The following is a 24,311-nucleotide window of genomic DNA, read 5'->3' on the forward strand; positions in this document are numbered from 1 at the left end:
GGGCCCGGGCCGAGGAACACGCGCGGTGGTCAGACCTGCTGGGGCAGGACCGTGGCCGGCCCCGCCCCGGCGCCCAGGTCAGGTCGGCCGGCGGCCCGCGGGGCGGCGAAGCGGCGCCGCAGCGGCTCCTCGAACCACCTGTGCAGGCCCAGTGCGACGAGCGTCGAGACGAGCAGGATGCCCACCGCGATGAGGGCTCCCGTACCGGCCCCGAAGCGTCGCTCCGCGCCGACCAGATGACGCACGATCAACATGATCGGGAAGTGGATGATGTAGAGCGCGTAGGAGGCGTCGCCGAGGGCGACCAGTGCCCGGCTGCGCAGCACCCGCCCGCGGTCCTCCAGGTCCGCCTGCGCCAGGTTGGGGATCAGGGCGAACAGCGGCACGAACAGCGCGGCGCTGAAGATGAAGGTGAACGGCAGCATCGGCGTGACCAGGAACGCGAGGACCGTGCCGAGGACGAGCTTCCAGCGGGCCACCCGGCGCCACCGGCCGGTCAGCAGGATCCGGGCCAGCACCATGCCGAGCAGGAAGTTCAGCAGCCGCACCGGCGGGAAGGTGTAGACGAACCAGTACTCGTTGAGGTTGAACGGCAGGAAGCTCAGCTGCGGCGCCCCCGGCAGCAGCGGGCTCACCGCCGACACCAGCAGGATCGCGCCGGCGAACGTGAGGCACCACCGCCACAGCCGGTGCGCCGGGATCCGCTGGACCAGCGGCAGCAGCAGCGGGAAGAGCAGGTAGAAGAACGCCTCGGTGGAGATCGACCAGGCCGGCGCGTTCAGATAGGACAGGTATTCCCAGAAGGGCACCCAGCCCTGCACCAGCAGCAGGCTCGCCACCGCCGGCCCGGGTTCCAGGTCGGCGGAGACGCCGGTGGCCGGCGAGGGCGCCGTCGTCGCCACGAGGAACCCGACGGCGACGGCCCAGCCGAGCATGTGCAGGGGCACGATCTTCCAGAACCGGCGGGACCAGAACCGGGCGGCGGTGTCGCCCGGCGGCGCCGACCAGGTCAGGACGAAGCCGCTGAGGGTGAAGAACGAGGCCAGCGCCGCGGAGGCCAGGGGCGTGGTCAGCCCGAGCCCGAGTTGCAGTGCGTCGTCGGCGAAGAGCTGGGACGCCGAGAAGACGTGCACCAGCGCCACGGTGAGTGCGAGGAAGAAGCGGTATCCGGTGAGAGCCGGCAGTCGGTGCGGTCGTCCGTCGGTGTCGGTCACGTCGCTCCTCGAGAGGTCTCGAGCCACGTCCACGGCGGCGGGCGACGGGGGTTCGGGGTGCCGTGCCTGTCCGCCGTGGCCGGCCGGACCGCACGGCGTCCCCCGCCGTCCTCGGCCGGGCGCAGCACGCCGTCGTGTTCGATCCGGTCAGGCACGGAAAATGAACCGGGACACATTCCGACGAATCCGTGAACAGTTCACGAGATCGCCGACGACTGTCCGGTTCCAGCATTTTCCGACAAACTGACAAATAGATCGCTGCGAACAGCAGACTGCCACGGCCGTGCTGCCGCAGCTAGCGTCCTGTCGGCTATATGAAGGGCCGGGAAAGATCGACCTCCGAGCCGCTCGACCCCGGGCGGTCAGCCCTTTGACGGCGTGGCGGAGCCGGTGCGCGTCGCCACGAAAAGGCCCCGGCCGGTCAACCAGCCCTCGACGTACGTGGACTCGCAGCCGGCCGCCGCGAACGCCGAGTCGTACTCCTCGCGGGTGAACATGGTGAGCAGGCCGACCTGGCTGAACTCCCGGATCCCGGCGGCGTCGCCGACGAGCCAGCGCTCCTCCATCCGCGTCACCCGCCCCTGCCGGGTAGACCGCGACACCCGCGCCACCGTGCGGCCCTCCTCGCGCACCAGGTCGCCGCCGACGTACCCGTCGATGAACCGCTCTGGGAACCACCACGGCTCGAGCACCAGCACGCCGCCCGGCGCCAGGTGGGCCGACATCGTGGCCACGGCGGCCCGCATCTCGGCCACCGTGCCGAGGAAGTTGACCGCGGTGAACAGGCAGGTCACCGCGTCGAACGTGACGCCGAGGTCGAACGCCCGCATGTCCTCGGCGTGCAGGCGCACCCCGGGCAGCCGGTGTCGGGCTAGCGCCAGCATCGCCGGGGCCAGTTCGAGACCCTCCACGTGGCGGAAGCGGGTCGCGAAGGTCTCGAGGTGCGCGCCCGTGCCGCACCCGACGTCGAGCAGTCGGACGGCGTCGGGTCGAGCGGCCAGGATCCGGTCGGCCACGTCCGACGCCTCGTCGTGCCAGCTCTTGCCGCGGCCGCGGTAGGCGGCCTCGTACACCTCGGCGTGCTCCGGTCCGAACATCTCTCCCCCTCGCGGCGCGGCCGCCCGGTCCGTCAGCCGCCCCGGCGGTACCGACGGCCCGACCGGCCGAACCTGCGGCTTCTATAACCCCGGTCTGATATTGTCGTACCCGTGCACGCGTTCGACATCCTGGGCGATCCCGTCCGCCGGCGCATCATCGAGCTGCTGGCGGACGGTGAGCTGTCGGCCGGTGAGGTCGGTGCGGTCGTGCAGCGCGAGTTCGGCATCTCCCAGCCCGGCGTCTCCCAGCACCTGCGGGTGCTGCGCGAGAACGGCTTCGCCACCGTCCGCCCGCAGGGCACCCGGCGGCTCTACGCGGTCGACCCCGCCCCCCTGCAGGAGCTCGACCGGTGGCTGGAGCGCTACCGACGCTTCTGGAACCAGCGCCTCGATGCCCTGGGCACCGAGATCGCGCGCGGTCGCGCCCGCCAGGGCGAGGGCCGCACCGGCGGGTCCGAGGGACGCCGGCCGCGCCGCCGGGCGCCCGCCGACGGCCAGGACTAGGTGGTACGGGCAGGCGGCACGGGCAACCACGGACAGCCGCGACCAGGCGGCACGGGCAACCACGGACAGCCGCGACCAGGCGGCACGGGCAACCACGGACAGCCGCGACCAGGCGGCACGGGCAGTCGGCCCGTCCGGTGGACGGGCGCCGGCCGGGGCCGACACGGGCCGGCCCCGGCGGCGTACCGCCGGTCAGCCCGCGCTCCGGGAGGCGAAGTCCGGCAGCAGGCGGACGACCTCGTCGGGGCCCGGCATGGCGGCGATCTCGGCCGCCACGGCCCGCGCCCCGGTCCGGTAGCTCTCGTCGGTCAGCAGGCGCTTCGCGGCACCCGCCACCGAGTCGGGGCTGATGTTGTCGGGCAGCAGATGGTCGCCGGCGCCGGCCTGCGCCACCGCGTGCGCGTTGGCGAAGGAGTCCCCCGCCCACGGGAAGGACAGCTGCGGCACGCCGGCGCCCAGGGCGCCGAGGGTCGTGCCGCTGCCGCCGTGGTGCACCACCAGGTCGACGTGGGGCAGCAGGGCCGCCTGCGGGACCCACGACTCCAGCCGCACGTTGGCCGGCACCTCCCCGAGGCCGCTGACGTCGAGGGACGGGCCGCTGGCGACCAGGACGTCGACGTCGAGGCCGGCGAGCCCGTCGATCGCCGCCCGCAGCACCTCGACGGTGCCGCCGCTGGACGTGCCCAGCGTCAGGTAGACCAGCGGGCGGGCGGTGTCGCGCGAGGACACCCAGGCCGGGAGGTCGCCCTGCTCGGCGAAGGGCACCGGGCGCAGCTCGTGGCGCCGCGGGCGGGCCCGGAACTCCGGCTCCTGCAGCGACGGCGGGAAGATGTCGATGAAGGGATTGCCGAAGCCGTCGATGCGCCCGGGCGGCAGGTCGAGGCCGAGCCGCTGGGCCAGCCCCCGCACCTCCTCCTCGATGGACCGGGTCAGGTCGTCCGGCGTGTCCCGGCCGACCCCGTGGCAGATGGCCGGGATGCCGGCCCTGAGGGCGGCCAGCCCGGCGCCGTAGTTGCTGATCTCCTGCACCACGAGGTCGGGCCGCAGCCGCTCGATCACCGGCTGGAGCTCGTCGAAGACGCGCTGCGGGATGACCCGCCCGAACACGATCTGCGGCAGCTCGCTGAGCTGCTCGGGGGTCAGCCCCTCGGGGCTGTCGGTGTCGAAGCGGATCCGCAGCGCCGCCAGGAACCCGTCGAAGACCGGCATCCCGGTCGCGACCGGCTCGAAGCCCAGCTTCCGCAGGGTGCCCGCGAAGCCCTCGCCGGTGGCGAAGGTGACCTCGTGGCCCGCCGCACGGGCGGCCGTGGCCAGTGGCAGCAGGGGGTAGGTGTGGCCATGGGTTCCGAGACTGGCGAACAGCACACGCACGGTGATCACTTGCCTTTCCAGGAGTTGGCAGGGCGACCCGTCTACTTGAATCATATCTAGCACACCGGCAAGTCGATCTACAGTGGCTCATCTTGCGCAAGTCCCATACACGGGTAACGACCTGAGGATCACGGCCGGTGCGACCGTATTGTGCCGACCCCACCCCTCCACTACGCTTGAAAGTATCAAGTGATCTACGCTATGGAGGCTGCGGATGGACAGCGGCGACGGTCAGGACCTGCGTGCGTTCGTACACGACTCACCGGAGGAGACGGAGACCACCCAGCGCCTGACGAAGCTCTTGACCAACTCCCCCATCCCGACGGAGGAACTGGTCAACAACCTCCCCCTGTTCCTGCGCCGCCACCAGATGACCGACCTGCTCTCCATGGACGCGCTCTACCGCGAGGTCCTCGACGTGCCCGGCGTGATCATGGAGTTCGGCGTCCGGTTCGGCCGTCACCTCGCCACCTTCGCCGCCCTGCGTGGCGTCTACGAGCCCTACAACCCGCTGCGGCGCATCGTCGGCTTCGACACCTTCACCGGCTTCCCCGACGTCAACGACGTCGACCGCGTCGGCCCGACGGCGTACGAGGGCCGTTTCGCCGTGCCAGGGGGCTACCCGGCGTACCTGAAAGAGGTGCTGGACGCGCACGAGTGCAGCGACTTCTTCGGGCACGTGACGCAGCGTAGCGTGCTCGTCGAGGGCGACGTCCGGGAGACGGTGCCGCGCTACCTCGCGGCGAACCCGCAGACCGTCATCGCGCTGGCGTACTTCGACCTCGACCTCTACGAGCCGACGAAGGCCGTGCTGGAGGCGATCCGGCCCTACCTCACCAAGGGCAGCATCGTCGCCTTCGACGAGCTCGACAATCCGAAGTGGCCCGGCGAGAACATCGCGATGCGGGAGGTGCTCGGGCTGGACCACGCCCCGCTGCGCCTGCTGCCGGGCCGCCCGGCGCCGGCGTACCTGCGGTGGGGCGACTGACCGGCGACACCTACCGCGGGCCCGGGACGGCGACGCCCGGCGGGAACCGCGGCGCTCGCGCGCGATTGACCGGACTACGTATAAACTATAACTTACGTTCGTGCCGACTTATGGAGGCGGATGGGCGGACCCCGTCTGACCCGCCCATCCTCCGCGCAGCGACAGTGAGGACGAGACATGACTCAGGAGAAGACCGCACCGGCCGCGAAGAGCACGACCACCAAGAGCACCGCCGCGAAGAAGCCGAAGCCCCCGAACTACGACCCGTTCGTCCGGCACAGCGTCACTGTCAAGGCCGACCGCAAGACCGCCTTCACGATGTTCCTCGAGGGCTTCCCCGAGTGGTGGCCGAACAACTTCCGCACCACCAAGGTCGGAGCCCCACTGGGCGTCGACAAGAAGGGCGGCCGCTGGTACGAGATCGACGAGCAGGGCGAGGAGCACACCTTCGGCCTGATCCGGAAGGTGGACTCGCCGGACACGCTGGTCATCGGCTGGCGGCTCAACGGCTTCGGCCGGATCGACCCGGACAACGCCAGCGAGTTCACCGTGACCTTCGTGGCCGACGGCCAGAAGAAGACCCGCGTGGACGTCGAGCACACCCACTTCGACCGGATGGGCACCAAGCACGCCAAGCGGGTCCGCAACGGCATGGACAAGGGCTGGCCGACGATCCTCCAGTCGTTCCAGAACAAGATCGACGAAGAAGGGGCGAAGAAGTGAACGGCCCGGTGGCATCAGGTCAGGCGACGGAGCGGGCCCTCGGCCGACGCACCATCCCGGCCGGCGAGGCCCGCAGCATCATCATCCGGCAGCGGTACGACGCGCCCGTCGACGAGGTGTGGAGCGCCTGCACCGACCCGAACCGCATCAACCGCTGGTTCATCGAGCCCAAGGGCGACCTCCGCGAGGGCGGCAACTTCGCCCTGCAGGGCAACGCCAGCGGCGACATCCTGCGCTGCGAGCCGCCGCGGCGGCTCACCATCAGCTGGGTGTACGAGGGCAAGCCGGACAGCGAGGTGGAGCTGCGACTCAGCGAGGAGGGCGACGGCACCCTGCTGGAGCTCGAGCACGCGACGACCTCGGAGCAGATGCTCGTGGAGGTCGGCATCGGCTGGGAGATGGCCCTCGATTTCCTCGGCATGTTCGTCCGGGGCGACCTGCCGGGCGGCCCGGTCCCGGAGGACGCGGCCGAGGAGTTCGAGCCGAGCCCCGAGATGATGCGCATCTCGCAGGAGCGCGGCGAGGCCTGGGCCGCGCTGGTCCACTCCGGTTCGTAGCCGGGGCGGGAGCTGCTCGACCGACCACGACGCGGCCCCGGACGGACGTGAGTCCGTCCGGGGCCGTCGTCTGTCCGTCGGCCGTGACGACGGCTCCCCGGACCGCACCGCCCCCACGCCGGGAGGATGCGCGCCCCGTCGGCCGGTAGGCGCGTCAGCAGGACAACACCGGGGTGCGCCGCGACGGCCCCGGGCGCCTGCCGGGGGAAGCAGGGGGCACCGGGGCCGTCGGGGAGGGGTGTCAGCGCTGCTTGCGGCTGTAGAGCCAGATCGTGGGCGGGGCGAGCAGCACGACGAGCACGGCACAGGTCAGCAGGCCGGCGCCCATCTCCCCCGAGGTCACCGTGCCATGCATCAGCCCGCGGGTGGCGGTCGCGGCGTGGGTGACCGGGTTCAGCTTGACCACCGCCTCCAGCCAGCCCGGCATCGTCTGCGACGGCGCCAGGATGTTGCTGCCAAAAAGCAGCACGAACTGCAGGAGGTTGACCACGCCGGCGGCGGCGGTCGGCTGCGGGATCAGCACCGCGAACAGCATCCACAGCCAGGCGATGCTGAACGTGAACAGTTGCAGGTAGAGCAGGGCCAGCACCACCCCGGACAGGCCGCCGTCCGGCCGGAAGCCGAGCAGCAGGCCCAGCGACAGCGGCACGATCGAGGTCAGGGCGTACCGGACGGCGTCGCCGGTCATCGCCCCGACCAGCACCGCGGGCTGCCAGATGGGCGTGCTGCGGACCCGGTCGAACATGCCGGTGGCGATGTCCCGGTTGAGCGTCAGGGCGCTCATCATGCTCGACGACACCAGCGAGAGGACGATCACGCCGGGAAGGAAGAACTGCAGGTACTCCCGGGGCGAGCCGGCGATCGCGCCGCCGAGCAGGTAGGTGAAGACCAGCGTCAGGATGATCGGGAAGACCACCGCCGTGCCCAGGTGGTCCTGCACGTACCGAAGCTTGATCAGGTTCCGCCAGGCGAAGGTGCGGACGGCGAACAGCGGACCGGGGCGGGGCGGCCGTTCCGCGCCGGCCACCGACCGGCTGAAGATCTCGGCCGGCAGCGGCCGTGCCTCGGTGCTGGGTGTCGTCATGCCCGTACCTCTGCTTCCTCTTCTTCGCTGGCGTCGAGCGTCGAGTGACCGGTGAGGGCGAGGAACACCGTGTCGAGCGAGGGCTGGCCGAGCGTGAAGTCGTCGACGTGGATGCCGGCCCGCGCCAGCTCGCCCAGGGCCAGCGCCGCCCGGTCGGGGTCGGTCACCCGCACCGACAGCCGCGCCGGATCCGAGTCGAGGTCGGCGGCGGCGCCGACGGCCCGGGCGAGCAGGGTGCCCGCGTCGGCCCGGCGCTCGGGGTCGCGCAGCCGGACGTCGAGCACGCCGGCGGCGCGGCTCGCCTTCAGCTCCGGCGGGGTGCCCTGGGCCACGATGCGGCCGTGGTCGATGAGCGTCAGCTCGTCGGCGAGGTGATCCGCCTCGTCGAGGTACTGCGTGGTCAGCAGGACGGTGCCCCCGTCCCGGACCAGCGCCCGGATCATCTCCCAGACCTCGGTGCGGCTGCGCGGGTCGAGGCCGGTGGTCGGCTCGTCGAGGAACAGCAGCTCGGGGGTGACCACCATGCTCGCGGCCACGTCGATGCGCCGCCGCTGCCCGCCGGAGAAGGTCTTCACCAGCCTGTTGCCGACCTCGGTGAGGTCGAACGCCTCCATCAGCTGCTCCGCCCGCGCGACCGCGGACGCGTGCTTGAGACCCTGCAGGCGGCCGGCGAGGATCAGGTTCTGCATGCCGGTCATGTCCTCGTCGAGGGACATGGTCTGGCCGGTGAGGCCGATGCGGCGCCGGACCTCGGCGGCCTCGCGGACCACGTCGTGCCCGAGCACGGACGCGGTGCCGGAGGTGGGTCGCATCAGCGTGGCGAGCATCTTGATGGCCGTCGTCTTGCCGGCCCCGTTCGGGCCCAGCACCCCGTGGATCGTCCCGGCCCGCACCGCCAGGTCCAGTCCGTCGACCGCGCGCGTCTGGCCGAAGACCTTCACCAGCTCGCGGGTCTCGATGGCCAAGGCCGGATTGGTTGTCATGCTCACTCCTGTCGCGTCACAGGCGAACTCGGGCAGCTGGATCACGAGGTTCCGTCGGGGCCAAACTACAAGAGCCGCTTATATCAGTCAAGGCTGCTATTAGTCGCGGGCCGAATTCAGTCGGGCGGGTCCAGCCAGAGGTTCGCCGCGTCGTACCAGCGGTCCACGTGCGGCAGCGGGATCGCGCCCCGCACCCGGGAACTGGTCAGGTGCGCGATGGTCGGCTCGCAGGCCAGGATCGGCACGATCGCCACGTCCTGGAGCACCTGCCGGTCGACCCGGTGCCACAGCTCCTCCGCCTCGGCCTCCGTCCGGGCGGACAGCGCGCGGTCGATCAGGTCGTCGACGACCGGGTTGTGGTAGCCGCCGTAGTTGGCCGTCCCGGCGGCGGTGTTGGACTGGAACATGGGCTGGACGTACGACCGCCCGTTGTTGCCGAACCAGTCCGGCATCCAGGCGGCCGGGGTGATGTCCCACTCCCCCGCCGCCGCGCGGGCCGGGTCCTGGAGGATGCGGTAGTACTCGTCGGTCTGGTCGATCTCCACCAGCCGGACGTCGACGCCGCCCGCGCCCAGGTCCTCGGCGATCGCCTTGGCCACCTGGCCGTGCACCGCGTCGATCCGGTAGATCATGGTGAGCCGCAGCCCGTCGGGGTACCCGGCCTCGCCGAGCAGCTCCCGGCAGCGCGCCCGGTCGCCCCGGTCCCCCGGCGTCGGGTACGGGTCGTACTCGCGGTGGCCGAAGTTGCCCGGCGGGATGGCCGTGTGCGCGGGCCGGGTCACCGTGCCGATGTCCATGTCGTCGAAGAACCGGACCAGCCGCGCCTTGTCCACGGCGTACGCGATCGCCAGCCGGACACCCCGCTTGCGCAGCGCCCCCCGCTCGTGCGGGCTGTGCAGGTTGAACGCCAGGTAGGGGTTCAACGCCCAGCCGAGGTTCCGGTCGGCGTCGGTGGCGCGCCGGCGGGGGCTGCCCACGGCGGCGCCCCACGACAGGTCGGCCGCCCCGCACTCGATCTCGGCGCGGACCCGCTCGTCGCTCACCCTCGCCATCCGGACCTCGATGCGGTCCACGTAGCGGCGGCGGATCGGGTCGGCCTCGGCCCGCCAGGCGGGGTTGTGGTCCATGGTCAGGTGGCTGCCCCGGGCATAGCTGGTGATGCGGTACGGCCCGTTGGAGCGGACCAGCCGCGCGAAGTCCGGACCGTCCGGGACGAGGTCGTCGAACTCGCGCGGGGCGGCGGAGGCGAACGGCATCGCCAGCAGGTTGAGCATGTCGTTGGCGGGGCGCAGCAGCTCGATCACCAGGGTCCGGTCGTCCTTGGCCCACAGGCCACGGATCTCGTGGCTGTTCTGGTAGTCGGCCAGCTCGGCGGCGGTGGGCGTACGACCGGCGAAGCGGGCGCGGTAGCCCTCGGCGAACTCCGCCATGCCGGCGATGGTGCTCGTGTAGTAGGCGATGGCACCGGCCCCGGCGACCGGATTGGCCATCCGCTTGAAGCCGCGCACGAAGTCCCCGGCGGTCACCGGCCGCGGCGGCGTGGTGTCCCACCGGACCCCGTCGCGCAGGCGGATCGTGTACGTGCGGCCGTCCTCGCTGAGCCCGCCGTTGTCCACCGTGGGCAGTTCGGCGGCCACGTCGGGCACCGGCACCAGCGCGGCGGCGTCCTCGGTGGTCGGGTAGCTGAACAGCTGCCGGGCGAAGAGCCGGATGACCTGGTGGGAGAAGGCGTAGTAGGCGGCGGCGGGGTCCAGGTGGTCGAGGCCACCGGGCCCGTAGTAGCGCAGCGTCCCGCCGTGGCGAGGCTGCTGGTCGTGGTCCGGCACGGGTCTGCGGCCCCTTCCCTGGGTCAGGCCGGCACGCCGACCGCGACGGACATGACCGACGAGGTGCCGACGACCCGGTCCAGGCGCAGCCCGGCCGCGGTGAACAGCGGCTCCAGCTCGGCGGCGGTGCGTTCCTGGCCGGTGCGCGCGGCGAGCATCATGAAGTCCATCTCCTTGCTCTGGTGCGCGTCGTTGCCCTCGGGGACGACCGCGTCGATCACGAGCACCCGGCCGTGCGCGGGCATGACCCGCCGGCAGTTCGTCAGGATCCGGACGCTGTCCTCGTCGCCCCAGTTGTGCAGGATGCGCTTGAGCACGTGCACGTCGGCGTGGGGCACCTCGCGGAGGAAGTCGCCCTCGACCACCTTCCAGCGCCCCGCCACGTCCGGGGCGTCCAGCCGGTGCCGGGCGACCACCTCCGCGCGGTCCAGCAGCACGCCCTGCAGGCCGGGGTGCTCGCGCAGGACGGTGAGCAGGAAGCCGCCCCGGCCGCCGCCGACGTCCGCCACGGTGCCGGTGGCGGGGAAGTCGCCGGCGCGGGCGAGGATGAGGTGTTCCGCCGCGCTGACCGTCTCCATGCCCTCGTAGTAGAGCGCCTCGACCTCGGCGTCGCCGTCGAAGTAGGCGTCCAGCGAGCTGCCGAAGATGTCGGCGAAGGCGGGCCGTTCCGGCCCCAGCGCGCTCGCCACCCGGTGGCTCATCGTCCAGAACATTGTGTCGGTGAACATGAGGATGCCGGCCCGCGCGGGCACCGGAGAGTCCGACCGCAGCGCCGCGCCCTTGTCGGTGAGCGCGAACCGGCCGTCGGACTCGCGGACCACGTCGCGGACCGCCAGCAGGCGCAGCACCCGCCGGAGCGCGTCCGCGTCGGTGCCCGTCGCGGCGGCCAGCTCGGCGGGCGTACGGGGCCCGTCGACCAGGTGGTCGGCGACGCCGATGGTGGCGGCGGCCCGCAGGGCTGCCGCGTAGGTGTAGCCCATCGCCTCCTCGTAGAGGGCCAGCGCCGACTGCAACCTGTCCATGTCCCCTCCGGCCCGTGATGGCGGACTCTGCCGCTGCACTGTGTCGAATGCTATACCTGAGTCAAGTGCCTGTCAGGTGCAGCGGAGGCCAGGAGCGCAACTTGCGCGATAGTCCTGACCATGTCCACTTGAGAAAGTGATTGCAGTTCCCGGCCCGGGACGCCGCCGAGCTCCGGGCCTGCCGTCGGCTACGAAGGGATCACCGTGAGCCGTACCGTGGAGTCCCCTGGCCCGGCCACCGTGTCGGCGTCACCGGCGCAGAGTCCGCTGCGCACCGCGTCCTGGGCCCGCATCCGCGAGCTGTTCGCCCTGGACCCGACGACCGTGCACCTCAACACGGGGACGGTCGGCGCGATGCCGTACGAGGTGCTGGACACCGTGGACCGGGTGACCCGGCAGTGGACCGGCGGCCTGCTCGACGTCTACCGCCCGGCGATGTTCACCGAGTATCGGGACGCCATCGCCAAGACGTTCGGCGTGGACGGGGACGAGATCGTGATCTGCCACAACGCCACCGAGGGGGTCGCCCGGGTCATCCACGGCCTCGACCTGCGCGAGGGCGACGAGGTGGTGACGACCACGCACGAGTGCTACTCCGTGCTGTCCAACTTCAACCTGCTGCGCAACCGGTTCGGGGTGGTGCTCAGGACCGTCACCCCACCCTCCGGTCACGAGGTGCGCGCGGAGGAGATCGTCGAGCTGGTCGAGGCCGCGATCACGCCCCGGACGAAGGTGCTCTCGTTCGCCGCGATCACCCTGTTCACCGGGACGATGTTCCCGATCCGGCAGCTGTGCGAGCTGGCGCACCGGCACGGCCTGACCACCGTCATCGACGGCGCGCTGATCCCCGGCATGCTCGACATCGACCTGCGCGCGACCGGGGCGGACTTCATCACCTGCTCCGGGTCGAAGTTCCAGTGCGGCCCGCTGGGCACCGGCCTGATCTACGTCCGCAACAAGGTGGTCCCCGAGCACAACCCGCTGCCGCTGCCCACGTTCTGGCCGCTCATCTCGACCTGGTACCCGATGATGGGCAGCCCGCCGCCGCGGACCAACACCGCCGTGGAGAGCTACAACATGGGCGACTTCCTGCAGAGCGCCGGCAGCGCCAACCTGGCACGGGGCGCCGCCCTGGCCCGGGCCTTCGAGCTGTGGGACGACATCGGCCGCGACCGCATCGAGGCGTACATCATGGACCTCGCCGAGTACGCCCGCGGCCGGCTCATCGACGCGTTCGGCGCCGAGGCCATGTACTCCCCCGGCGCCGACCCGCGGCTGCGCTCGCCGCTGCTCGCGTTCAACCCGTTCCGGCGGCCGGAGGACGCCTGGAACATCAAGAAGTTCATCGGCTTCGTCAAGCGTCTGGAGACCGAGCACCGGATCTGGACCCGCTGGACGGAGTTCGACGTGCCCGGCTCACCGCACCAGCACTACGCGGCGCGCATCACCACCCACCTGTTCAACAACCGGGAAGAGATCGACCACACCGTACGGACGATGGTCCGCCTCGCCGAGGAGATGTCGTGACGCAGGCGCGCAGTGCAACGACGACGAACGACACCCGGCGGTGGGGCACCCTGCGGCTGCTCGGGCCGGCCGCCGTCCACCAGGCGGACCCGGCGGCCGCCTGGTCGCCGGCCGAACGCCAGTTGCTGCGGCTGTGCACCCGGCAGCTGATCAGCTACCGTCCGGAGCCCGACCCGGGCGACTGGCGCGCCCTCGCGCCGGTCGCCGACCTGGCCGCCGACGTCCCGTCGACCTACAACGCCGGCCTGGGCGCCAGCCACCGCAGCTACGTGGTGCACCTGCGCCCCGGGGTGCTCTGGGACACGCCGACCCCCCGGCCGGTGACCGCGCACGACGTCGTACGCGGCTTCAAGCGGCTGGCCAACCCGCTCACCCGGCACCCCGCGCTGGCGTACTTCCGGGGCACCCTGCGGGGCATGGACCGGTACTGCGACGAGTACGCCGTGGCGGTCGCCGGCCGCCCGGTCACCGCCGCGCTGCTCGCCGGCTTCCAGGACGCCCACGACATCCCGGGGGTCTTCGCCGTCGACGACGAGACGGTGGTCTTCGAGCTGGACCGCCCGGCGTTGGACTTCGTCGACATGCTGGCGCTGAGCGGTGCCTCCCCGGCGCCGGCGGAGTACGACGCCCACCTGCCGGGCAGCGTTGACCTGCACGAGCACCTGGTCGCCAACGGCCCGTACCGCGTCGTGTCGTGGCGCCCGGGGGGCACGATCCGGCTGGAGCCGAACCCGGCGTGGCGTGCGGAGACCGACCCGATCCGCGGGCAGCGGTTCGACGCCGTCGAGTTCCGCGTCGCCACGGGCGGACCGCGCGAACTGACCGACCGGCTCGCCGCCGACGACGCCGACCTGCCGTGGGGCGTGCCGAGCGGCCCGGTGCCCGGTCACCGGCTCGACCCCTGCCTGGTGTTCAACCTGCGCGACCCCGCCAACCCGGCCGTCGCCGACGCCGTGGTGCGCCGGGTCGTCGCCGGGGCGGTCGACCGGGCGGCGTTGGTGCGCATCGCCCGGGCCGCCGACCCGTGGTCCGAGGTCCGCGCCGCGCACACCGTCGTGCCCCCCGGCAACGACGGACACCGGCAGCCCGACCCGCTCGCCGACCCGACCCCCGACGCCGACGCGGACCCGCGCGAGCGGCTCGCCGCCGCGGGGCACCCGGACGGGCTCACCCTGACCGCGGTGCATCCCGACACGGCCGAGGACCTGGCGCTGGCCCGCTCGTGGGCGGCCGACCTCGGCGCCGCCGGTATCGACGTACGCCTGGTCGCGCTCGACGACGCCAACCACCGGGCCCTGCTCGCCGGCACGGGCGACGCGCCCGCCCTCCGGTGGGACCTGGCGGTGGCCGTGTTCACCGCGCCCTGGGCCTACGGCAACGCCCGGGTGTTCCTGCAACCGCTGGTCGGCGAGGGGCCCGGCAATCCCGGCGGCTACCGCGACGCCCGGGTCGGCAGGCTGGTCGAGCGCGCGCTGGACGCCGCCGACCCGCGCGAGGCCATCGCGCGGTGGCAGGAGGTGGAACGGCTGCTGCTCGCCGACGCCGCGGTCGTACCCCTGCTGTTCCGGCGGGCCACGGACGCCGCGCCGCGTGGGCCCCGGGTCCGGCGCGCGACCGCCCTGCCGGCGCTCGCCGGCCTGCCCGACCTCGCCGACGTGCGGCTCGGGGTGGACCGGTGACCGGTGCCGCCGCCGACGCGGTGGTCGCCGACTACCTCGCGCTCGGGCTGCGGATGGGCCGGCTCGTCGAGGGCTACGTCGACTGCTGGTTCGGCGACCCGGCCCTCGCCGAGCGGGTCGCCGCGGAGCCGGCGCCGGACCCGGCGGAGCTGGCCGGGCAGGCCCGCGACCTGCTGCGCCGCCTGAGCGACGCGGACCTCGACGCGGAGCGGCGGCGGTTCCTCGCCGCGCAACTGACCGCGGTGGAGTGCGCGGCCCGGCGGGCGGCGGGCGAGCAGATCGGCTTCCTGGCCGAGGTGGAGACCTACTTCGACGTCGAGGTGGGGCTGGGCGACCCGGACCGGTACGCCGCCGCCCACGACGCCATCGACGCGTTGCTGCCGGGCACCGGCCCGCTGATGGACAAGGTCGAGGCGTTCTACGCCCGCAACGTGGTGCCGCCGGAGCGGCTGGGCCACGCCGTGCGGGCCGTCGCCGACGCGCTGCGCGCCCGCGCCCGGCCGCTGCTCGGCCTGCCCGACGCCGAGCGGGTCGACATCGAGGTGGTACGCGACCGGCCGTGGAACGCGTTCAACCGGTACCACGGCGGCTTCCGCTCCACGGTGACGCTGAACGAGACGGCGGGGCGGACCATCGCCGTGCTGCCGCTGATGGCCACCCACGAGGCGTACCCGGGCCACCACACCGAGCACTGCCTCAAGGAGGCCGGCCTGGTGCTCGCCCGGGGCTGGGACGAGCACCGGATCGCCCTGGTCAACACCCCGCAGTGCCTGGTGGCGGAGGGCACGGCCGAACACGCGGCGGCGGCGCTGCTCGGGCCCGGCTGGGGACGGTGGACCACCGAGGTGCTGGCCGACGAGGGGGTGCCCGTCGAGGGCGAACTCGTCGAGCGGATGGTGGGGCTCGTCAACGAGCTGATGCCGGCCCGGCAGGACGCGGCGATCCTGCTGCACGACCGGGGGGCGTCGATCGACGACGCGGTGGAGCACCTGCACCGGTGGCTGCTGCTGCCGCGCGACCGGGCCGAGCAGATCGCCACCTTCCTGACCGACCCGCTGTGGCGGGCCTACTCGGTGACGTACATCGAGGGGGCCCGGCTGGTCGGCGGGTGGCTCGCCGCCCGGCCGGCCGGCGAGCCGCTCGTCGCGCGGTACCGCACCCTGCTGACCGAGCAGCTACGTCCCGCGCAGCTCCGCGACGGCACCGTGCCCGCGGGCGCGCGTCCGGTGCCCGCCGCCGGCTGAGCGCCCGCCCCGACCGGGCCCACGTGGCGGATCGCGCCGCGGGGTCCGGTCGTCAGCGGGCGCGGGCCAGGTGCGCCTCCACCGCGTCGGCGGCCCGGGCCGCGCCGCCGGCCCGGCGGACGTGCCCCCGCATGGCCTCGACCCGGGCGATCAGTGCGGGGTCGGTCGCGACGGCCCCGACGGCGGCGAGCAGCGTGTCGCCGTCGGCCTTCTCCCCGGGCAGCACCGCGCCGAGGCCAAGCTGGTCGACGCGCCGGGCCATCGGCTGCACGTCGAAGGACTGCGGCACGACCACCAGCGGGCGCCCCCAGTACAGCGCCTCCATGAGGGTGCCCATGCCGCCGTGCGTCACGCAGACCGTCGCCTGTTCGAGCACCTTGACGTGCGGAACCCAGCGGTGCGCCTCGACGTTGGGCGGCAGGTCGCCGAGAGCCGCGGGGTCGACCTGGCCGCCCAGCGTCATCACCACGTGCCACGGCTGGCCGTCGAACGCCCGCGCGCAGTCGCGGAAGAAGCCGGGCCGGTCGTTGAAGGTGGTGCCGAGCGACACCAGCACCACCGGCAGGTCGTCGGCCGGGCGGCTCCACTCGCCGAGGAACCGCCGGTCGTCGAAGCACGGCCCGACGAAGACGAAGCGGTCGTCGAAGGTGTCGCCGGCGATCTGGAACGCCTTCGGGACGAAGACCAGGTTGAGCTCCTCCACGTGGTTCCAGCACTCCACGACCGACCGGGAGAGACCGTGCTCGGCCAGCAGGTCCCGCAGGGTGTCGCGGAACACCGGCAGGTCGAGCGGGTCGATCGTGCCGGCCAGGGTGACCATGTCCTGGGAGAACGAGTAGTGCTCGTTCGACGCGAACGCCGCGCTGAGCCGGACGGCCGGCCGTCGCCAGCGGGCGGCCAGCAACTGCCCGGCGATGAACGGGAAGTCGTCGTAGAGGACCAGGTCCGGCACGTCGCCGTCGAGCGCCGCGGCGGTGGCCCGGAGCACCGAGACGTTCTCGCGCAGGTACATCAGGTGGGGACGGACGCCGAGGTCGTCCGAACCGAACACCTCGGCGGCGTCCGCGTCGATGATCTCCGACTGGTAGGGGACGACCGTCGCGCCGGCGGCGCGGACCGGCTCGGCGAACCCGCCGGCGGTGACGTAGCTGACCCGGTGCCCGCGCCGGACCAGCTCGGTGACCACGGTGAGGGTGGGCAGGATCAGGCCGTGGCTGGCGACGTTGACGATCAGGAGGTGGGCCATCGTCGACTCCGTCCGTGGTCGGGGTCCCGGGCGCGCCGGCGTGGGTCGGGTCAGGACATCCAGGCGTCCGGGGCGGCGCCGCCCCGGCCGAGCGGTGGGAACAGCTCGTCGAGCCGGGCGAGCTCGGCCGCGGACAGCGGCCGGTGCAGGGCCCGCAGGGCGCCGTCCAGGTGTTCGGGGGTACGCGGCCCGACGACCGCGGCGGTCACCGCCGGCCGGTGCAGCACCCAGGCCATGCCGACCTCCGCCGGGTCCCGGCCGGCCTCGGCGCAGAACGTCTCGTACGCGGCGAGGGTCGCGCGGTGGCGCTCGACCGCCTCGGCGGCCCGTCCCTGCGCGGACTTGACCGCGGTGCCGTCGGCCAGCTTCCGCAGCACGCCCGCGAGCAGCCCGCCGTGCAGCGGTGACCAGACGAGCACCCCGATGCCCTCGGCGGCGGCGGCCGGGAGCACCTCCAGCTCGACGTACCGGCTGACCAGGTTGTAGACGCACTGCTCGCTGGCCAGCCCGAGCAGCCGGTGCCGGCGCGCGGCCTCCTGGGCGCTCACCAGGTCCCAGCCGGCGAAGTTCGAGGAGCCGACGTAGCGGACCTTGCCCTGCCGGACGAGCTGCTCCATGGCCTGCCAGATCTCGTCCCAGCCGACCTCCCGGTCGACGTGGTGCATCTGGTAGAGGTCGATGGCGTCGGTCTGGAGCCGGCGCAGCGACGCCTCGCAGGCCGCGACGACGTGTCGGGCCGACAGGCCCCGGGCGTTGGGGCCGTCCCCCATCGGGTTGCCGACCTTGGTCGCGAGGACCACCTCGTCCCGGCGGGCCGGGTCCTTGGCGAGCCAGCGCCCGATCATCTCCTCGGTCCAGCCCCGGTGCACCCGCCAGCCGTAGATGTCGGCGGTGTCGACCAGGTTGATCCCCTGCGCGACGGCGTGGTCGAGCAGCCGGTGGGCGTCGGTCTCGTCGACCCGGCCGCCGAAGTTGACGGTCCCGATCGCGACCCGGCTCACCCGCAGGCCGGTCCGCCCGAGCCGGACATGCAGCGACGACACCCCGGACCTCCCGTGCACCCGGTGCCGGACGCGACGTCCGGCGACCCGTTGAAGATATACATTTCTCAACCCCTTCACCTCGCCGGTTGCAAGTTCCGCAATCAGGAAGAACGCCTGTCGGGCGATATCGACAGGGCTCCCTTGACGACCCTCCGAGAGGACTTGAGAATCATGTGGCAACTAGCGAGAGGGGCGTCATGATCCCGCTGTCCAAGGTCGCCATGTCTCCGGACGTCGGCACCCGCGTCTCCGCCGTCCTGAGCAGTGGCCGGCTGGAGCACGGGCCGACCGTCGCCGAGTACGAGGCGGCCGTGGGCAGCCGCATCGGCAACCCCCGGGTGGTCTCGGTCAACTGCGGGACGGCCGGGCTCCACCTGGCCCTGAGCCTCGCCGCGCGGCCGGGGGCCGGCGAGCCGGAGCACGACGGCCCGGGGGAGGTGCTCACCACGCCGCTGACCTTCGAGGGCACGAACTGGCCCATCCTCGCCAACGGGCTGCGCATCCGGTGGGTGGACGTCGACCCGGCCACCCTCAACATGGACCTCGACGACCTGGCCGCGAAGATCTCGCCCGCCACCCGGGCCATCGTGGTGGTCCACTGGCTCGGCTACCCGGTGGACCTCAACCGGCTGCGCTCCGTCGTGGACCGGGCCACGGCGGGGTACGACCGCCGCCCGCTGGTCGTCGAGGACTGCGCGCAGGCGTGGGGCGCCACCTACCGGGGCACGCCACTGGGCACGCACGGCAACGTCTGCGTGTACAGCACCGGCGCGATCAAGATCCTGACGACCGGCAGTGGCGGCTTCGTCGTGCTGCCCGACGACGACCTGTACGACCGGCTCCGGCTGCGCCGCTGGCTCGGCATCGAGCGGGCGTCGGACCGGATCACCGGCGACTACGACGTCGCCGAGTGGGGCTACCGGTTCATCCTCAACGAGATCGGCGGGGCGATCGGCCTGTCCAACTTGGAACGGGTCGACGAGTTGCTGCGCCGGCACCGGGAGAACGCCGCGTTCTACGACAAGGAACTGGCCGGCATCGACGGCGTCGAGCAGACCGAGCGCGCCGACGACCGGGAGCCCGCCTTCTGGATGTACCCGCTGAAGGTCCGCGACCGTCCCGCCTTCATGCGCCGACTGCGCGACGCCGGCATCGCCACCAGCGTCGTGTCGCGCCGCAACGACGCCCACAGCTGCGTCGCGTCGGCCCGTACCACCCTGCCCGGGCTGGACCGGGTGGCGGGCCGCGTGGTCCACATCCCGGTGGGCTGGTGGCTCACCGAGGACGACCGGTCCCACGTCGTCGAAACGATCAAGTCCGGCTGGTGACCCCCGCCGCAACCCCGAACAGAAGGGCTCCGACATGCGCGTGCTGTTCGTCTCCTCCCCCGGTATCGGCCACCTCTTCCCGCTGATCCAGCTCGCCTGGGGCTTCCGCACGGCCGGCCACGACGTGCTGATCGCGGTCGCCGAGCACGCCGACCGGGCCGCCGCCGCCGGCCTGGAGGTGGTCGACGTGGCGCCCGACTTCAGCGCGGTCAAGGTCTTCGAGCAGGTGGCGAAGGACAACCCGCGCTTCGCCGAGACCGTCGCCACGCGTCCCGCGATCGACCTGGAGGAGTGGGGGGTGCAGATCGCGGCGGTGAACCGCCCGTTGGTCGACGGGACCATCGCCCTGACCGACGACTTCCGGCCCGACCTGGTGGTCTACGAGCAGGGGGCCACCGTCGGGCTGCTGGCCGCCGACCGCGCCGGCGTGCCGGCCGTGCAGCGCAACCAGAGCGCCTGGCGGACCCGCGGCATGCACCGCTCGATCGCCTCCTTCCTGACCGACCTCATGGACAAGCACCAGGTCAGCCTTCCCGAGCCGGTGGCGACGATCGAGTCGTTCCCGCCGAGCCTGCTGCTGGAGGCGGAGCCCGAGGGCTGGTTCATGCGCTGGGTGCCGTACGGCGGCGGCGCCGTCCTCGGCGACCGGCTGCCGCCGGTGCCCGCCCGGCCCGAGGTGGCGATCACCATGGGCACCATCGAACTCCAGGCGTTCGGCATCGGCGCCGTGGAGCCCATCATCGCCGCCGCCGGCGAGGTGGACGCCGACTTCGTGCTCGCCCTCGGCGACCTCGACATCAGCCCGCTGGGCACGCTGCCGCGCAACGTCCGATCGGTCGGCTGGACACCGCTGCACACCCTGCTGCGTACGTGCACCGCGGTGGTCCACCACGGCGGCGGCGGCACGGTGATGACCGCCATCGACGCCGGCATCCCGCAGCTGCTCGCCCCGGACCCGCGCGACCAGTTCCAGCACACCGCCCGGGAGGCCGTCAGCCGGCGCGGCCTCGGCCTGGTCAGCACGTCGGACAAGGTCGACGCGGACCTGCTGCGCCGGCTCATCGGGGACGAGTCGCTGCGCACCGCGGCCCGGGAGGTACGCGAGGAGATGGTCGCGCTGCCCACGCCCGCGGAGACGGTGCGGCGCATCGTCGAGCGCGTCTCGGGTTGAGCCGGTCGCGCCGCCCGCCGCCATCGTCAGCGGCGGGCGGCGCGAGGGAGCCACTGGAAGGGGCACCTCGTGCTGGTCGATGCCGTGACCGCGTTCGATCCCACCGACGCCGACGTCCGGCGTGACCCGTACCCGTCCTACCACTGGCTGCTGCGGCACGACCCGGTGCACCTCGGCGCCCACCGGGTCTGGTACGTCTCCCGCTTCGCCGACGTGCGCGGCGTGCTCGGCGACGAGCGCTTCGCCCGGACCGGCATCCGCCGGTTCTGGACCGACCTCGTCGGGCCCGGGCTGCTCGCCGAGATCGTCGGCGACATCATCCTGTTCCAGGACGAGCCCGACCACGGCCGGCTGCGCGGGGTGGTCGGCCCGGCCTTCTCGCCGTCCGCGCTGCGCCGGCTGGAACCGGTCATCGCCGGTACCGTCGACGACCTGCTGCGGCCCGCCCTGGCCCGGGGCGCGATGGACGTGGTCGACGAGCTGGCGTACCCGCTGGCGCTGCGTGCGGTCCTCGGCCTGCTCGGCCTGCCCGCCGCCGACTGGGAGCCGGTCGGGCGGTGGTCGCGCGACGTGGGGCGGACCCTGGACCGGGGCGCCAGCGCCGAGGACATGCATCGCGGCCACGCGGCGATCGCCGAGTTCGCCGACTACGTGGAGCGGGCCCTCGCGAGGCGGCGGCGCGAGGGCGGCGAGGACCTGCTGGCGCTGATGCTCGACGCCCACGACCGGGGCCTGATGAGCCGCAACGAGATCGTCAGCACGGTGGTCACGTTCATCTTCACCGGCCACGAGACGGTGGCCAGCCAGGTGGGCAACGCCGTGCTGAGCCTGCTGGCCCACCCCGACCAGCTCGACCTGCTCCGGCGTCGGCCGGACCTGCTGGCCCAGGCCGTCGAGGAATGCCTGCGGTACGACCCGTCGGTGCAGTCCAACACCCGGCAGCTCGACGTCGACGTGGAGCTGCACGGCCGGCAGTTGCGCCGCGACGACGTCGTGGTCGTCCTGGCCGGCGCGGCGAACCGGGACCCGCGGCGGTACGACCGGCCCGACGAGTTCGACATCCGGCGGGACCCGGTCCCGTCGCTGTCCTTCGGCGCGGGGATGCGCTACTGCCTCGGGTCCTACCTCGCCCGTACGCAGCTGCGCGCCGCGGTCGGCGCCCTGACCCGGCTGCCGGGCCTGCGGCTGGGCTGCGCCGCGGGCGGCCTGACCTATCAGCCGCGCACCATGTTCCGGGGCCTGGCCAGCCTGCCGATCGCGTTCACGCCGGGCGGTTGAGCGCCGCGTCGTCCCTGTCCGAGCAGGAGGAATTGTCGACCATGAGCCATCCCGAACCCGAGTACGACGTGATCGTCGTGGGCGGGGGCCCGGCCGGATCGAGCACGGCCGGTCTGCTCGCCCAGGAGGGCCACCGGGTCCTGCTGCTGGAGCGCGAGAAGTTCCCCCGCTACCACATCGGCGAGTCCCTGATCAGCGGCGTCACCCTCACCCTGGACGCGCTCGGGGTGCGCGAGCGGATGGCGGAGCTGCGCTTCCAGATCAAGCACGGCGGCAGCCTGCTGTGGGGGGCCGACCAGACCGCCCCGTGGTCGTTCCGGTTCCGGGAGATCCGCGACGCCCGGTTCGACTACTCGTGGCAGGTCCGGCGCGCCGAGTTCGACGCGATGCTGCTGGACCGGGCGCGGGAACTGGGCGTGGTGGTGGTCGAGGGAGCCACCGTCCGGGGGCCGCTGACCGACGGCGACCGGATCGCCGGCGTCAGCTACCAGTTCCGGGGAGAGGCCGACCCGATCGACGCCCGCGCCGCGATCGTGGTCGACGCGTCGGGGCAGCAGCGCTGGCTCGGCCGGCACTTCGGGCTGGTCTCCTGGCACGACGACCTGCGCAACATGGCGACGTGGAGCTACTACGCCGGGGCGCTGCGCTACCCCGACGACCACGAGGGCGACCTGCTCGTCGAGAGCAGCTCCCACGGCTGGCTCTGGTACGCGCCGCTGAGCCCCACCCTGACCGGAATCGGGTACGTCACCCCGTCGGACCGGTTCGTCGAGTCCGGCCTGCCCCCGGAGCAGTTGCTGGAGAAACAGATCGCGGAGTCGAACGAGGTCTCCTGGCTCACCGCCGGCGCGCGGCGGGTCGACGTCTACCGCACCGCGCGGGACTGGTCGTACGCGTGCACCCAGTTCTCCGGGCCGGGCTGGGTGCTGGTCGGTGACGCGGCCGCCTTCATCGACCCCCTGCTGTCCTCCGGCGTGACGCTGGCGATGCGCGGCGCGCTCAGCCTGTCCCGGGCGGTGCACGAGGCGCTGGCCGCGCCGGAGAAGGAGCGCCACCTCATGCAGGTGTACGAGGACCGCTACCGGGACTTCCTCGCCGCCCTGATCGACCTGATCCGGTTCTTCTACGACGGCGCGCACGGCCGCGACGAGCTGCACCTGCGCGCCCAGACCATCGTGGACCCGGACCGGCTGATGCCCCCGAAGATCTCGTTCGTCTCCCTGCTGTCCGGGCTGGCGCGGGGCGACGAGACGCTCGACATCGCCCCACGGACGGCCATTGACCGGCCGTCAGGCGCTATATAATCTTAAAGCGAATTGCCTCGATTACATCCAACGCCGAGGAGAGAAGCCGATGCGCACCGCCGGAACGTACATCCGTGGGATCGGGGCCTACCTTCCTGAGACCGTCACCGTCGAGGACGCCGTCGCCCAGGGCCTGTACCCGCAGGAGGACATCGAGACGCACGGGCTGGGCGGCGCCGCGATCGCCGGCGAGCTGCCCGCGCCGGACATGGCGCTGCGCGCCGCCCAGGACGCCCTCAAGGAGAGCGAGCTGGGCCGCGGCGACATCGACCTGCTGCTCTACGCGGCCACCTGGCACCAGGGCCCCGAGGGCTGGCTGCCGCACGCCTACCTCCAGCACTACCTCCTCGGCGGGGTGCCCCGGGCGACCGAGATCCGGCAGGGCTGCAACGGCATGTTCACCATGCTCGAGATCGCGGCCAGCTACCTCAAGGCCGCGCCGGAACGCAAGGCCGCGATGCTCGTCGCCGCCGACAACTACGGCACCCCGCTGCTGGACCGCTGGCGCACCAACCTCGGCTTCATCCTCGGCGACGCCGCCTCGGCGGTGGTGCTGAGCACCGAGAGCGGCTTCGCCGAGCTGCTGTCGGTCTGCTCCATCACCGTGCCGGAGGCCGAGGAGGTGCACCGCGGCGGCGAGCCGATGTTCCCGCCCGGCATGACCGTCGGCCGGGAGCTCGACTTCGGCGCCCGGCTCTTCTACCACATCACCGAGCAGACCCCCGTGCTCGCCGTGCTCGGCGAGGCGCAGGAGACGATGACCACCGTCGCCGAGCAGGCGCTCGCCGAGGCCGGCATCGGCACCACCGACCTGGCCAAGGTCTCCTTCATGAACTACTCCCGCGAGGTGGTCGAGCAGCGCTGCATGGCGCCCCTGGGGCTGGGGATGGAGAAGTCCACCTTCGACTTCGGGCGCATGATCGGGCACTGCGGGGCCAGCGACCACCTGCTCGCCCTGCACCACTCGCTGCGGGCCGGCGAGGTCACCGCCGGCGACCACGTGCTCTGGCTCGCGATGGGCCCCGGCGTGGAGTTCACCACCGCCGTCCTGCGCGTGCTGGACAACCCCTACGGCGACCGCTGACCGACCCCCCGCCCGCGCCGCGAACCGACCAACGGAGG

General features: G+C 72.7%; 21 protein-coding genes. 12 read left to right on the plus strand and 9 right to left on the minus strand.

Annotated features, from left to right (window positions below):
* Positions 1 to 29: 29 nt before the first annotated feature.
* Together AB0G14_RS20370 and AB0G14_RS20375 are read right to left on the minus strand one after the other, a co-directional pair.
* On the minus strand, positions 30 to 1,214 hold the full coding sequence (locus AB0G14_RS20370; RefSeq protein ID WP_357699548.1) for an acyltransferase: 1,185 nt from the start codon (positions 1,212 to 1,214) through the stop codon (positions 30 to 32).
* Between the two features lie 362 nt (positions 1,215 to 1,576).
* Entirely contained in the window at positions 1,577 to 2,311 is a 735-nt protein-coding gene (locus tag AB0G14_RS20375) for a class I SAM-dependent methyltransferase (RefSeq protein ID WP_357699550.1), read from the minus strand.
* Positions 2,312 to 2,422: 111 nt separating this feature from the next.
* Here AB0G14_RS20375 and AB0G14_RS20380 point away from each other — a divergent pair, with 111 nt between their 5' ends.
* Positions 2,423 to 2,815: a metalloregulator ArsR/SmtB family transcription factor gene (locus AB0G14_RS20380; protein WP_357699552.1), complete on the plus strand. Its 393-nt coding sequence runs from the start codon at positions 2,423 to 2,425 to the stop codon at positions 2,813 to 2,815.
* Between the two features lie 192 nt (positions 2,816 to 3,007).
* Here the strand turns inward: AB0G14_RS20380 and AB0G14_RS20385 are convergent, their stop codons facing one another.
* Positions 3,008 to 4,195, minus strand: coding sequence for a glycosyltransferase (locus AB0G14_RS20385; RefSeq protein WP_357699554.1), 1,188 nt, complete (start codon positions 4,193 to 4,195; stop codon positions 3,008 to 3,010).
* Between the two features lie 205 nt (positions 4,196 to 4,400).
* Between AB0G14_RS20385 and AB0G14_RS20390 the strand changes: the two genes are divergently transcribed.
* The 3 genes from AB0G14_RS20390 (at position 4,401) to AB0G14_RS20400 (ending at position 6,454) form a co-directional block, all read left to right on the plus strand.
* Positions 4,401 to 5,174, plus strand: a complete 774-nt coding sequence (locus AB0G14_RS20390) for a class I SAM-dependent methyltransferase (RefSeq protein WP_357699556.1) — start codon at positions 4,401 to 4,403, stop codon at positions 5,172 to 5,174.
* Between the two features lie 177 nt (positions 5,175 to 5,351).
* Positions 5,352 to 5,897: an SRPBCC family protein gene (locus tag AB0G14_RS20395; protein WP_357699558.1), complete on the plus strand. Its 546-nt coding sequence runs from the start codon at positions 5,352 to 5,354 to the stop codon at positions 5,895 to 5,897.
* Between the two features lie 8 nt (positions 5,898 to 5,905).
* On the plus strand, positions 5,906 to 6,454 hold the full coding sequence (locus AB0G14_RS20400; protein ID WP_357699560.1) for an SRPBCC family protein: 549 nt from the start codon (positions 5,906 to 5,908) through the stop codon (positions 6,452 to 6,454).
* A 241-nt stretch (positions 6,455 to 6,695) separates the two neighbouring features.
* Here AB0G14_RS20400 and AB0G14_RS20405 read toward each other — a convergent pair whose 3' ends face one another.
* The 4 genes from AB0G14_RS20405 to AB0G14_RS20420 form a co-directional block, all read right to left on the minus strand.
* On the minus strand, positions 6,696 to 7,538 hold the full coding sequence (locus AB0G14_RS20405) for an ABC transporter permease (RefSeq protein ID WP_357699562.1): 843 nt from the start codon (positions 7,536 to 7,538) through the stop codon (positions 6,696 to 6,698).
* Positions 7,535 to 8,521, minus strand: a complete 987-nt coding sequence (locus AB0G14_RS20410) for an ATP-binding cassette domain-containing protein (protein WP_357699564.1) — start codon at positions 8,519 to 8,521, stop codon at positions 7,535 to 7,537. Before AB0G14_RS20410 ends, AB0G14_RS20405 begins: the two co-directional genes overlap by 4 nt.
* 116 nt (positions 8,522 to 8,637) lie before the next feature.
* On the minus strand, positions 8,638 to 10,347 hold the full coding sequence (locus AB0G14_RS20415; RefSeq protein ID WP_357699566.1) for an ABC transporter substrate-binding protein: 1,710 nt from the start codon (positions 10,345 to 10,347) through the stop codon (positions 8,638 to 8,640).
* A 23-nt stretch (positions 10,348 to 10,370) separates the two neighbouring features.
* Positions 10,371 to 11,369 carry a methyltransferase gene (locus tag AB0G14_RS20420; RefSeq protein ID WP_357699568.1) on the minus strand — a complete coding sequence of 333 codons (999 nt, stop codon included), beginning with the start codon at positions 11,367 to 11,369 and terminating at the stop codon, positions 10,371 to 10,373.
* A gap of 204 nt (positions 11,370 to 11,573) precedes the next feature.
* Between AB0G14_RS20420 and AB0G14_RS20425 the strand changes: the two genes are divergently transcribed.
* From AB0G14_RS20425 to AB0G14_RS20435, 3 genes are read left to right on the plus strand one after another with little or no spacing between them, the layout of a single operon-like run.
* Entirely contained in the window at positions 11,574 to 12,896 is a 1,323-nt protein-coding gene (locus AB0G14_RS20425; RefSeq protein WP_357699570.1) for an aminotransferase class V-fold PLP-dependent enzyme, read from the plus strand.
* A complete protein-coding gene (locus AB0G14_RS20430) occupies positions 12,893 to 14,575 on the plus strand; it encodes an ABC transporter substrate-binding protein (protein WP_357699572.1) in 1,683 nt (560 codons plus the stop codon). Before AB0G14_RS20425 ends, AB0G14_RS20430 begins: the two co-directional genes overlap by 4 nt.
* 53 nt (positions 14,576 to 14,628) lie before the next feature.
* A complete protein-coding gene (locus AB0G14_RS20435; protein WP_357699618.1) occupies positions 14,629 to 15,819 on the plus strand; it encodes a DUF885 domain-containing protein in 1,191 nt (396 codons plus the stop codon).
* 52 nt (positions 15,820 to 15,871) lie between these two features.
* On the opposite strand, the gene AB0G14_RS20440 is transcribed toward AB0G14_RS20435, so the two are convergent.
* Both AB0G14_RS20440 and AB0G14_RS20445 read right to left on the minus strand, forming a co-directional pair.
* Positions 15,872 to 17,065, minus strand: a complete 1,194-nt coding sequence (locus tag AB0G14_RS20440) for a macrolide family glycosyltransferase (RefSeq protein WP_357699574.1) — start codon at positions 17,063 to 17,065, stop codon at positions 15,872 to 15,874.
* A gap of 50 nt (positions 17,066 to 17,115) precedes the next feature.
* A complete protein-coding gene (locus AB0G14_RS20445) occupies positions 17,116 to 18,108 on the minus strand; it encodes an aldo/keto reductase (protein ID WP_357699576.1) in 993 nt (330 codons plus the stop codon).
* 197 nt (positions 18,109 to 18,305) lie between these two features.
* Here AB0G14_RS20445 and AB0G14_RS20450 point away from each other — a divergent pair, with 197 nt between their 5' ends.
* The 5 genes from AB0G14_RS20450 to AB0G14_RS20470 all read left to right on the plus strand — a co-directional run bounded on the left by AB0G14_RS20450 (position 18,306) and on the right by AB0G14_RS20470 (position 24,273).
* Complete coding sequence (locus AB0G14_RS20450; protein ID WP_357699578.1) at positions 18,306 to 19,436, plus strand: DegT/DnrJ/EryC1/StrS family aminotransferase; 1,131 nt, start codon at positions 18,306 to 18,308, stop codon at positions 19,434 to 19,436.
* A gap of 34 nt (positions 19,437 to 19,470) precedes the next feature.
* Positions 19,471 to 20,607, plus strand: a complete 1,137-nt coding sequence (locus tag AB0G14_RS20455; protein ID WP_357699580.1) for a nucleotide disphospho-sugar-binding domain-containing protein — start codon at positions 19,471 to 19,473, stop codon at positions 20,605 to 20,607.
* Between the two features lie 69 nt (positions 20,608 to 20,676).
* Positions 20,677 to 21,885 carry a cytochrome P450 gene (locus AB0G14_RS20460; protein ID WP_357699582.1) on the plus strand — a complete coding sequence of 403 codons (1,209 nt, stop codon included), beginning with the start codon at positions 20,677 to 20,679 and terminating at the stop codon, positions 21,883 to 21,885.
* A gap of 41 nt (positions 21,886 to 21,926) precedes the next feature.
* Positions 21,927 to 23,189, plus strand: coding sequence for an NAD(P)/FAD-dependent oxidoreductase (locus AB0G14_RS20465; protein WP_357699584.1), 1,263 nt, complete (start codon positions 21,927 to 21,929; stop codon positions 23,187 to 23,189).
* A gap of 49 nt (positions 23,190 to 23,238) precedes the next feature.
* A complete protein-coding gene (locus tag AB0G14_RS20470) occupies positions 23,239 to 24,273 on the plus strand; it encodes a ketoacyl-ACP synthase III family protein (protein ID WP_357699586.1) in 1,035 nt (344 codons plus the stop codon).
* Positions 24,274 to 24,311 lie beyond the last annotated feature (38 nt).

The organism is Micromonospora sp. NPDC023814, from assembly GCF_040639595.1.
GTDB lineage: Bacteria > Actinomycetota > Actinomycetes > Mycobacteriales > Micromonosporaceae > Micromonospora.